The sequence below is a fragment of the Solibaculum mannosilyticum genome, assembly GCF_015140235.1.
Lineage (GTDB): Bacteria > Bacillota > Clostridia > Oscillospirales > Acutalibacteraceae > Solibaculum > Solibaculum mannosilyticum.
Genome location: NZ_AP023321.1, coordinates 1737582 through 1747744, shown reverse-complemented (window position 1 = coordinate 1747744; position 10163 = coordinate 1737582). Strand labels below are relative to the sequence as shown.

Genomic DNA, 10163 nt, shown 5'->3' with positions numbered 1-10163 from the left:
TTATCTGAAGAGATGTCTGGCTGGATAGAAAAAAGTTAATGATTCATATTGGAAAATTAAAACAGTCCAGAATTTTCTTATCTTGAACAAATAAACAAACAAAATAAAAAGACAAATTTAGTTCTCAGAAAAGTCACATATTTTTGGTAAGATGGCTAATTATACAAGGCGGATATATTGAAGTTACTGTAATTTGCTATCTTTTTGCTTGATCAGTTGGTGTGTCTTGACTTTTTTGTCTAGGGTATTATATAATAGACAAAGTTTGATAGACTGAAAAATGAAAAGTATGTCCAATGCTTTTTTGTGTGATTTTCATTGAAATGCGGGGCATGCTAGTAGTAGCGAAGTGAAAAACATAGCCCGTATTAACAATAGGGGGATGTATGCATGAGAATTTATCCTGCCGTAAAACGTGTGCTGGATATTGTGCTTTCTAGTTTGGCTTTGATTTTGCTTTCCCCGGTGCTGCTGATTTTAGCAGTCGCCATCAAAGTAGATTCCTCAGGTCCTGTTTTTCTACGTCAGAAGAGAATGGGACGTTATAAAAAAGAGTTTGTTATATTTAAATTCCGCACCATGCGGGCCGATACACCGCGTTATGTACCGACTCATTTGTTGGACAATCCTGATCAGTACATCACTCGTGTGGGTCGATTCTTAAGAAAAACAAGCCTGGATGAGCTCCCTCAGCTTTTGAATATCGTTCGTGGCAATATGAGTATTATTGGCCCTCGCCCGGTAATCAAAAATGAGTTTGACCTCATTGAGCTGCGGGATAAATATGGCGCCAATGATATCCGTCCCGGCCTGACCGGATGGGCTCAGATTAATGGCCGTGATGATTTGCCCAATGACGTCAAAGCCGCCTATGACGGTGAGTATGCACAGAATCTCAGTTTTGCCTTTGATATGAAGGTGTTTTTTAAATCCTTTTCTTACGTTGCCAAGGGAAGCGGCAACCGCGAGGGTGAAAAGGTTGTATCTGAGTTCCGGCGCAATGCGTAAAGCTAAATAAAGCTAAAAAATAGCCGCAAGGCTATTTTTTTTGCCCTGTTGGAGAACAAGAAAAAACGAAGGGAACGGTACATAGAACTTGCATTTTTGGCAAAAAGCCTAAGAGTGCATGGAAGAAACGAAAAATGCATATCTATTTTTGAGATATTGGCCGCATCCCTTGGCAAAACGGGCAAAATCATTTATAATAAGGTTTGTATTCGACAAATTTCACGGATTTAACGCAGGATGATTGCCACCAACTTGCAAAAGAATGGCTGTGATACCAGAAAAAGCCTGCGTTTTGATATGGGGAGTGATGGTGTTGTTTAAGATTATCGACAAAAAACGGCTCAATGATTCCATGACATGGATGACCCTTGAAGCGCCGCTTATCGCAAAAAAGGTGAAGCCGGGCCAATTTATCATCCTGCGCATCGATGAAAAGGGAGAACGCATTCCTCTGACGGTGGCCGATTTTGATCGGGAAAAAGGATGGGTATCTATCATCTTCCAGAAGGTGGGCAAGACCACCATGCGGCTGGATGAATTGGAAGTGGGGCAGAGTATCCAGGACTTTGTGGGTCCTTTGGGACGTCCCACTGAATTGGAAGGCTACCATAGAGCGGCTGTCATCGGAGGAGGAGCTGGTTGTGCCATCGCATATCCCCAGGCCAAGGCATTGCACAATATAGGCGTGGATGTGGATGTCATCGCCGGTTTCCGCAACAAAGATATTATCATCTTAGAGGATGAGATGGATCAAGTGTCCAATAACCTATACGTTATGACCGATGACGGATCCAATGGCAACAAAGGTTTTGTCACCGTCAAGCTGGAGGAGAGGCTCAAAGAAGGCGCCGATTACGATTTGGTGATTGCCATCGGTCCGCTGCCTATGATGCGTGCAGTGTGTGAAGTGACGAAGAAATGGAATGTCAAAACAATCGTCAGCCTCAATCCCATCATGATCGACGGCACAGGAATGTGCGGCGGCTGCCGGGTAAAGGTGGGCGGCGAGATGAAATTTGCCTGTGTGGATGGCCCGGACTTTGACGGCCATCAAGTGGATTTTGAAGAAGCTATGCGCCGTCTCTCCATCTATAAGGATCAGGAAAAGCGTGCCGCGGAGGATCATAAGTGTAAGTTAGGAGGCTTTGGTCACCATGCCTAATATGTCGTTGAAAAAAGTGCCCATGCCAGAGCAGGAGCCCAACGTCCGCAACCACAATTTTGAGGAAGTATCCACCGGCTATACCGAAGAGATGGCGGTAGAAGAGGCGGGAAGATGCTTGCAATGTAAGCATCATCCATGCGTAAACGGCTGCCCGGTTAACGTCCGTATTCCGGAATTTATTAAAGCCGTCGGCGAGAGAAGATTTGAAGATGCTTATTATATTCTCAAATCCACCAATTCTTTGCCCGCTATCTGCGGCCGTGTGTGCCCGCAGGAGAACCAGTGCGAATCCAAATGTGTCCGGGGGATCAAAGGGGAGCCGGTAGCCATCGGCCGTCTGGAACGCTTTGTAGCCGACTGGTTTATGAAGCACGGCAAGGAAACCATCGAAAAACCTGCCTCCAATGGCCATAAAGTGGCGGTCGTAGGTTCTGGTCCTGCGGGACTAACCTGTGCGGGAGATTTGGCCCGTAAGGGATATGAGGTAACGGTATTTGAAGCGTTACATACGGCCGGCGGTGTGTTGATGTACGGCATTCCGGAATTCCGTCTGCCCAAGGATATTGTGCAAAAGGAAATCGACCAGCTCAAGCAGTGGGGGGTGGATATCCGGACAAACATGGTGATCGGCAAGATCCTCTCCTTGGACGAGCTGATGGAAGATGGATATGAGGCTGTATTTGTAGGTTCCGGTGCAGGGCTTCCGAACTTCATGGGCATCGAGGGCGAGGATCTGTTGGGCGTTTATTCTGCCAATGAATTTCTCACCCGCGTCAATCTGATGAAGGGCTATAAAGAGGATTACGATACCCCTCTTCTGAAGATCAAGAAGGTAGCAGTGGTCGGCGGAGGCAACGTGGCGATGGATGCTGCACGTTGTGCCAAACGTCTGGGCGCTGAGGAGGTTTCCATTATCTACCGCCGTTCTGAGGCCGAGATGCCGGCCCGTCTGGAGGAAGTGCACCATGCCAAGGAGGAGGGCATCCAGTTTAGGATGCTGACCAATCCAGTACGCGTTTTAGGCGATGAAAAGGGCTTTGTAAACGGCATTGAATGCGTCCAGATGGAACTGGGTGAACCCGATCAGTCGGGACGCCGCCGTCCTATTGCCAAAGAGGGCAGCGAATTTGTCCTGGAAGCCGATTGCGTCATTATCGCCATCGGCAACTCGCCCAATCCGCTTATCCGGTCCACAACCAAAGGCCTGGAGGCAAATCGCAAAGGTTGCTTGGTGGTAGATGAAGATACCCTCCAAACCACGCGGGAAGGTATCTATGCCGGCGGCGATACCGTCACCGGTGCAGCTACGGTTATCCTGGCCATGGGCGCTGGCAAACAGGCGGCCCAGTCCATCGATGAGTACTTGCAGAAGTAAACGATTTCCAAAATAGAAAAAAGGGACGAAGTTATTGACTTCGTCCCTTTTGTTATGTGCAGAAAAATAGAGAAGATTACAAACCGGCTTTTTCGATATTTGCCTGATGTTCTTCAAATGTTTCAGCATAATAGTAGTTGGCATTTGCATCGTTGACAAAGTAATAATAATTGGTGTCGGCCGGATAGAGAGCCGCGTTAATAGCGCGTCGGCCGGGATTAGCAATAGGGCCTGAGGGAAGAGCGGAGCACTTATAGGTATTGTAAAAAGAATTGTAGCGGTTAATATCGCCGGAGATATTGGGCTTTAGATAGTTTTCCACATAGGTGATGGTTGCGTCAGCCTGAAGTTTTTGACCGGCTTTGAGGCGATTGTGAAACACAGAAGAGACATTTTTAACTTCATCCTTATTGCCGGCCTCCCGCTCGATGACCGATGCTAAAATAATGATCTGATCCATGGAATACCCCAATTCCTCAGCACGGGCTTGATCTTCATCCGTAATGGCGCTTTCCATCCCGCGGAGCATTTTGCCTAGGGCGTCCTGCGGCTTCATATCCACATAAAAGTCATAAGTGTTGGGGAAAAGATACCCCTCCAGTTTAAAGCAGCGATTTGCATCGTCGGGGATAGCGGCTACCAGTGGATAATAGCTAAAATCATAGGAATTGGCAGTCTCCAGCAAATCGGCTTTGGTACATACGCCGTTTTCCTCCAGGCGTTCGCCGATCTGGGCCAGGGAGAAGCCTTCCGGGATGGTGACTCGGACAGTCTCACGTTGACCAGAAGGTTCATCGGTAGAACTATCTGATACATCTGTAGTATCATCCGTTTCTGAAACAGGCGCCTCCGACAGCTCAGGAACCGATGACAGAGAGATACTGGAATCCTCGGGCAATGAGGATTCGGGGATCGATGCCATCGACGATGCTGCTTGAGAGGATAGCAGGCTGTTCTCCGAAGAGGAGGAACCATCCCCTGGCGAAGAGGAGCAGGATGCCATTGAAAGGCATAAACCGACTGCTAACAGTCCTCCAATCATTTGCTTTATCAAAAAGCTCACATCCTTTGGTTTTATAAATTTCTTTTAAACAGCAGAAAGGCCACATTGGAATCATCCAAATGTGGCTTGTTCTGCAATTATATTATCGCTGTTTGATCTGCTCAATTCCCATTTCCTTAGTATGATCGATGGGTTTCCAAACCTTACTCTGATAATAAAGCCCCACAAAATTGATAGCCATCCAGGATAGGAGAAAAACGGGGTAATATAAAATGGCTTTCCACATAGGTTTAATGGGCTTTTTCTCCATCCAAAGCACTAGGATAGCCTGACCCATAACGGCTAACCACAGTGCAATCCCGCCTAAGACAAGGAGCGGAATGATATGAAGGAAAGCAGCTAAATCTGTAGAATAAATGAGAGCATTGACCAGCATTCCTAACACACCCACGCTGACGCTGGGAATGAAAAACAAAAACAAAAGGCCATCCAATGCATTTCCATTTCCCTTTTGGACCAAGCCCTTTAACAGATCGGTAAAGCAGTAACGGATGCACTGGAGATTGCCTACCGACCAGCGATGGCGTTGCCGTACTGATTGGCTAAAGGATACCGGCTGCTCATCGTAAAATACAGCGTCATAAGCCAGGACAACTTTCCGCCCGGCCGCGATATTTTGCAGAGAAAACTCGCAATCCTCACACAGGGAATTGGTGTGCCACCCGTTGGACTCCCGAATAATATCGGTACGGAACATAAAACCTGTGCCGCTTACCATGGCGGAAAGCCCCATATTGTTGCGGGCTACATGGAAGAAACGGGTCAAAGTCCACCAATAGAGGGAGTAACAGCCGGAGATAGCGGTATCGGTAGGGTTTTTGGAATCCCGATATCCCTGGGCCAACTGAGCGCCGGCACAAAGCTGGAGATTCATCTCGCTGAGGTAATGGGTATCCACCACATTATCGGCGTCAAAGACACAGATGGCGTCATAATGATCAGGATCCTGTTCCAACAGCTGCTGGAACAGCCAGTTGAGAGCAAAACCTTTGCCGACAAGGGCCGTATTAAAACGTTCGTATACAATGGCGCGGTGCTCCCGGGAGACCTGGGCAGTATTGTCGGTACAATTGTCTGCAATGACGATAACGTCAAACAATTCTTTGGGATAATCCTGAGCCATCAGGCTATCGATTAAGTAACCAATTACACTCTGTTCATTCCGGGCCGATATGACAATAGCAAACCGATGCTTTTTATCCGAGATAGGACGCGGACGAGCGGCTTTCTTCAAACCGAACAGTGCGATGGCGAATTGATAAAGCATAAATCCAGTGGTGATAAAAGTGATGATCACACTGATAATTTTTAATGTTAAAATAAAAGCATACATAAATGGAAAGCCTCCTTTGCATTTCACACAAGGACCGGGAAAGGAAAGCGCTTTGGAAACCCGGTACGAAAAACGACAGAGTAAATAAACTTTGTCTGTTCACAATTTGTTCTTAATATTCATGGACTGTTTTAAATTATAGCATACAAGCATTCGAAACGCAATGCAATCTCTCTTACACTTTTGAAAGGAAACAATGAAAAATTATGGAAATCAGTCATGTTGTATCTATGATGTCCAAGTCATAGAAAGAAAATAGATATAGCTTGACAATACAATAAAATAACGATATACTGATCAAGTATTGTCCATTTTTGATGAAAAATGGAAAAGAAAGAAGGAGAAGTAAAACATGAAAAGATTGATTGCATTGGTGCTTTGCCTGGTGTTGGCTCTATCCTTGGCCGCCTGCGGTAAAAAGGAAGACAGTTCATCCGGCACGAACGGCCAAACAGCTACCGTTCAGCGGGAAAATGGCAAAGTGATTTTTACAATGTCCAAGAACATGTTGGAAATTATTGGTGTATCAGCTGATGATATAGTAGCATCGACTCAAAATTCAGGTCAAGTTATTAAAAATGATGATGGTTCGGTAACATATAAAATGTCCGAGGAAGAGTATGATCAATTATTGTCTAGTTTGAAGAAAACAATGGATGAGTCAATTGAGTCATTTAAAACAGATGAAACATTGACTTGTATCAAAGACATCACATATAATGATGATCTCAGCGAGATTATTATCTCAGCAGAAAAGGAATCTTTTGAAAATAATATTAGTGCAGCTTTGATACCAGCTGCCTTGGGTATCAGTGGCATGTTTTACCAGATGTACACCGGCGTACCGGACAATGAGATCAAGTGCTCGGTAGTGGTCAAGGATTCGTCCACTGGTGAGGAATTCCAGTCGGTGACGTATCCCGATGCGATTGAAGAGGCTGCTTCAGGAGCAACCGTTTCTCAATAACCAATCGGTACTATAAAAATTAAGATGTCGAAGCGCTGCTTTGCGAGAATTTTTACGATTCCATGAATGGTAGAATTCTCCGGGCGGCGCTTTTGTTTTGGGCGGGTCTTGTCGAAAACAGGGGGACGAAAAGGGGCGGCGAGACTGCATCAACCTTCCGGACAATGGCAATACTGGAAATGTACTACCATTGAGGGGGGGCATTTTTTCCATGCAGTTCAATAAGGTGGAAATCTGTGGGGTCAACACATCAAAACTAAAGGTGCTCAGCGAAGCCGAAAAGATGAGTCTGCTGAAAAAGTGCCACGGAGGGGATGCCAAGGCCAGGGAGGATCTGGTCAACGGAAATCTCCGTTTGGTGCTCAGCGTCATCCAGCGGTTCACCCAGCGGGGAGAAAATCTGGATGACCTGTTTCAGGTGGGATGTATTGGACTCATTAAGGCCATCGATAATTTTGACACTAGTTTAAACGTCCGATTTTCCACTTATGCAGTGCCCATGATCATCGGAGAGATCCGGCGTTACCTGCGGGACAACAATTCCGTACGGGTCAGCCGGTCCATGCGGGATACGGCCTACAAAGCCATGCAGGCCAAGGAGAAGCTGATGGAAAACGGCAGTCACGAGCCCACGGTGGACGAAATCGCAAAACAGTTGGATCTGCCCCGGGAAGATGTGGTCATGGCGCTGGAATCCATCGTGGAACCGGTGTCTCTGTATGAACCGGTGTATTCCGACGGCGGCGATACGATCTATGTGATGGATCAAATCGGCGACCGCAATGACGACTGCAATTGGCTGGATGAAATCGCCTTAAAGGAGGCCATCGGCAATCTAAGCGACCGGGAAAAACGCATCCTGTCCCTGCGCTTTTTTCAGGGCAAGACCCAGATGGAAGTGGCATCGGAAATCGGCATTTCCCAGGCCCAGGTATCCCGTCTGGAAAAAGGGGCCCTGACCCGCATCAAAAGCCAGCTTTAACCAAGGGGCAAATTTTGCCCATAATGCCCGCCGGCTCTGCATATATATGATGCGGGGAGGTGGGCGTTTTGCGTTGTACCATTACGGATCTGTGCAACAAAGAGGTTATCAACGTCAAGGACGGCTGTCGGGTGGGCATGGTGTGCGATGTGACGGTGGATACCTGTACGGCCCAGATCATCAGCTTAATTGTATATGGAAAACTAAAGTGTTTTGGCCTATTTGGCCGGGAGGACGATATCATCATCCCATGGTGCGACATCGAGGTCATCGGGGAGGATACCATCCTGGTGCGGTGGCACGCCCCGGAATGCTGTGGAAAACGTCCGGGATTCTGGGACGGCATTTTCGGACGAAAAAGGCGGTAGAAAATTGGATACCATTCCAATCCATACGATAAACAGAAGGGGCAGATAGGAGGGATCTGTTTTGCAAAATCAGAAGCAATGGAATATCGATTGGCCTAAATTTTTAATCAGTCTGCTTATCCCCGTCGCAGTGGGGACGGTGGCCGGATGGCTGATCCAAGGCAGTGCGGATTTTTATAATGGTCTGATCAAACCGCCTTTTGCACCGCCGGCAGCGTTATTCCCGCTGGTATGGACGGTCTTGTATCTCCTGATGGGAATTGCAGCCTACCGTGTGCATCAGTCGGAAGGGGAGGGGAAACAGAGCGCCCTTCGGCTTTACTACATACAGCTGGTGGTAAATTTCCTTTGGCCCATTTCCTTTTTCCTCTGGAAGAACTTCTGGCTCAGCTTTTTGATCCTGATGGTATTGTGGATCCTGGTAGGGGTGCTTACCTTCCGGTTTTGGAAATTGGACCGCCCAGCGGGAATCATGATGGTTCTGTATTGGATTTGGTTGACGTTTGCTGCTTATCTCAATTTATTCGTCGCTATTTTGTACGGATAATGGGTGCAAGCACTGTACCACGGATGCAAAAGGATTGCCGCATTCCAGTTAACCGCGTGCGGCGGGGAGGACTTTATGAAGATAGACCGCAAGACATTCTGGAGGAATTCCTGGTGGCTTAAACTATTTTTGGTAGCGGTGGCCGTTGTGGCGGTGTATAAGGCGTTTGACAATTTAGGGATGCTGTTTGGCTGGATCGGGGTATTTTTTAAACTGTTGACCCCTTTTGTAGCGGGGTTTGTATTTGCCTATCTGCTTCACAAACCGGTTTATCTGTTGGAACGGCGGTTCAGCCGATCCAGAAGGGAGTTTGTGGCCAACCGATCGCTGGCCTTCAGCGTGTTTGTTGTGTACGCTGTATTCCTGCTCTTTTTGGCGCTCATCTTAATCGTGCTCATCCCGGCGCTGGTACAGAGCGTCATCCGGTTTGTGGAGAAGGCCCCCGACTACCTCAATGAACTCAAAAACTTTGCCCTGTCGCTGTATGAACAGGGCGGTATCTTCCAGATGATCAACATCCCGGCCCTGCTGGAGGGATGGTCGGCGGACAATCTGATCCAGAACATCGATTTAAGCGACTTGCAGCCCTACGCCCAAGGGGTAATTGATGTGACATCGACGGTGGGGAACATCTGCTTTGGCGCCATTATCTCGGTGTATATGCTGCTGGAACGAAAGTCGCTGCTGTCGGTTTTACACAATTTTATGGCGCTTTTTATCTCCCGGGAGAAAATCCAGTTGATGTGCGATTATTCCGGCCGGGTCAACGCCATCGTGTACCACTACTTCTTCGGCCAGTTTTTGGATAGCCTATTGGTCAGTATCCTATCGTCCATCGCATTGGCCATCATCGGTGTGCCCAGTCCCATGGCCATGGGATTCCTCTTCGGCATGTTTAACCTGATCCCTTATTTCGGCCCTATCATCAGCGGTGTTCTGGTGGTGGGCCTGACCTTCCTTTCCGGCGGATGGGTGGTGGCGTTGACCACCGCCATTACCTTGCTCATCATCCAGCAGATCGACGCCAACATCATCAATCCCAGGATTTTGGGAAATCAGCTGGGCATGAGCCCTTTCTGGGTCATCTGCGCCCTGACGCTGGGAGGTGGCATCTTTGGACTGTGGGGGATTCTGCTGGGGGTGCCGTTTGCGGCCGTCATCCGCCAGATTGTGCGGGATTTTTATCTGTACCGCCATCGCAAACACAAGGGGGATCCCACACCGGTGACCGAGGCGTCGGTAGGTGGATCGGCCAAAAATCGATGAAAAAGTCCGGCTTGTTTCCACATTTGGAAACAAGCCGGGCTTTTTTGCAGGAATTTTAAGAGGAACTTTCAAAAAATCAGGAGGGAAGC

General features: G+C 47.7%; 10 protein-coding genes. 8 read left to right on the top strand and 2 right to left on the bottom strand.

Features of this window, described 5'->3' with window-relative positions; genetic code table 11:
- Positions 1-390: 390 nt before the first annotated feature.
- From C12CBH8_RS08365 to gltA, 3 genes are all read left to right on the top strand, one after another.
- Positions 391-1008 (top strand): sugar transferase, encoded by a 618-nt coding sequence (locus tag C12CBH8_RS08365; RefSeq protein ID WP_090264352.1) that lies wholly within the window; start codon positions 391-393, stop codon positions 1006-1008.
- A gap of 313 nt (positions 1009-1321) precedes the next feature.
- Positions 1322-2170 (top strand): sulfide/dihydroorotate dehydrogenase-like FAD/NAD-binding protein, encoded by an 849-nt coding sequence (locus tag C12CBH8_RS08360; RefSeq protein WP_215532989.1) that lies wholly within the window; start codon positions 1322-1324, stop codon positions 2168-2170.
- On the top strand, positions 2163-3548 hold the full coding sequence (gene gltA / locus C12CBH8_RS08355) for an NADPH-dependent glutamate synthase (RefSeq protein ID WP_099322471.1): 1386 nt from the start codon (positions 2163-2165) through the stop codon (positions 3546-3548). The genes C12CBH8_RS08360 and gltA overlap by 8 nt, the downstream gene beginning before the upstream one ends.
- 76 nt (positions 3549-3624) lie before the next feature.
- Here gltA and mltG read toward each other — a convergent pair whose 3' ends face one another.
- Both mltG and C12CBH8_RS08345 read right to left on the bottom strand, forming a co-directional pair.
- Positions 3625-4602 carry an endolytic transglycosylase MltG gene (mltG, locus tag C12CBH8_RS08350; RefSeq protein ID WP_215532988.1) on the bottom strand — a complete coding sequence of 326 codons (978 nt, stop codon included), beginning with the start codon at positions 4600-4602 and terminating at the stop codon, positions 3625-3627.
- A 91-nt stretch (positions 4603-4693) separates the two neighbouring features.
- Complete coding sequence (locus C12CBH8_RS08345) at positions 4694-5944, bottom strand: glycosyltransferase family 2 protein (RefSeq protein ID WP_090264343.1); 1251 nt, start codon at positions 5942-5944, stop codon at positions 4694-4696.
- 352 nt (positions 5945-6296) lie between these two features.
- Between C12CBH8_RS08345 and C12CBH8_RS08340 the strand changes: the two genes are divergently transcribed.
- The 5 genes from C12CBH8_RS08340 to C12CBH8_RS08320 all read left to right on the top strand — a co-directional run bounded on the left by C12CBH8_RS08340 (position 6297) and on the right by C12CBH8_RS08320 (position 10074).
- Entirely contained in the window at positions 6297-6911 is a 615-nt protein-coding gene (locus C12CBH8_RS08340) for a hypothetical protein (protein ID WP_090264341.1), read from the top strand.
- A 211-nt stretch (positions 6912-7122) separates the two neighbouring features.
- The gene (sigG, locus tag C12CBH8_RS08335) at positions 7123-7893 is read left to right on the top strand and encodes an RNA polymerase sporulation sigma factor SigG (RefSeq protein WP_215532987.1); all 771 of its coding nucleotides are present in this window, start codon (positions 7123-7125) and stop codon (positions 7891-7893) included.
- Positions 7894-7961: 68 nt separating this feature from the next.
- Entirely contained in the window at positions 7962-8261 is a 300-nt protein-coding gene (locus C12CBH8_RS08330) for a YlmC/YmxH family sporulation protein (RefSeq protein ID WP_090264337.1), read from the top strand.
- A gap of 61 nt (positions 8262-8322) precedes the next feature.
- Positions 8323-8808: a TspO/MBR family protein gene (locus C12CBH8_RS08325; protein ID WP_246441404.1), complete on the top strand. Its 486-nt coding sequence runs from the start codon at positions 8323-8325 to the stop codon at positions 8806-8808.
- Between the two features lie 75 nt (positions 8809-8883).
- Positions 8884-10074, top strand: coding sequence for an AI-2E family transporter (locus C12CBH8_RS08320; protein ID WP_215532986.1), 1191 nt, complete (start codon positions 8884-8886; stop codon positions 10072-10074).
- The last annotated feature ends 89 nt before the right edge of the window (positions 10075-10163 follow it).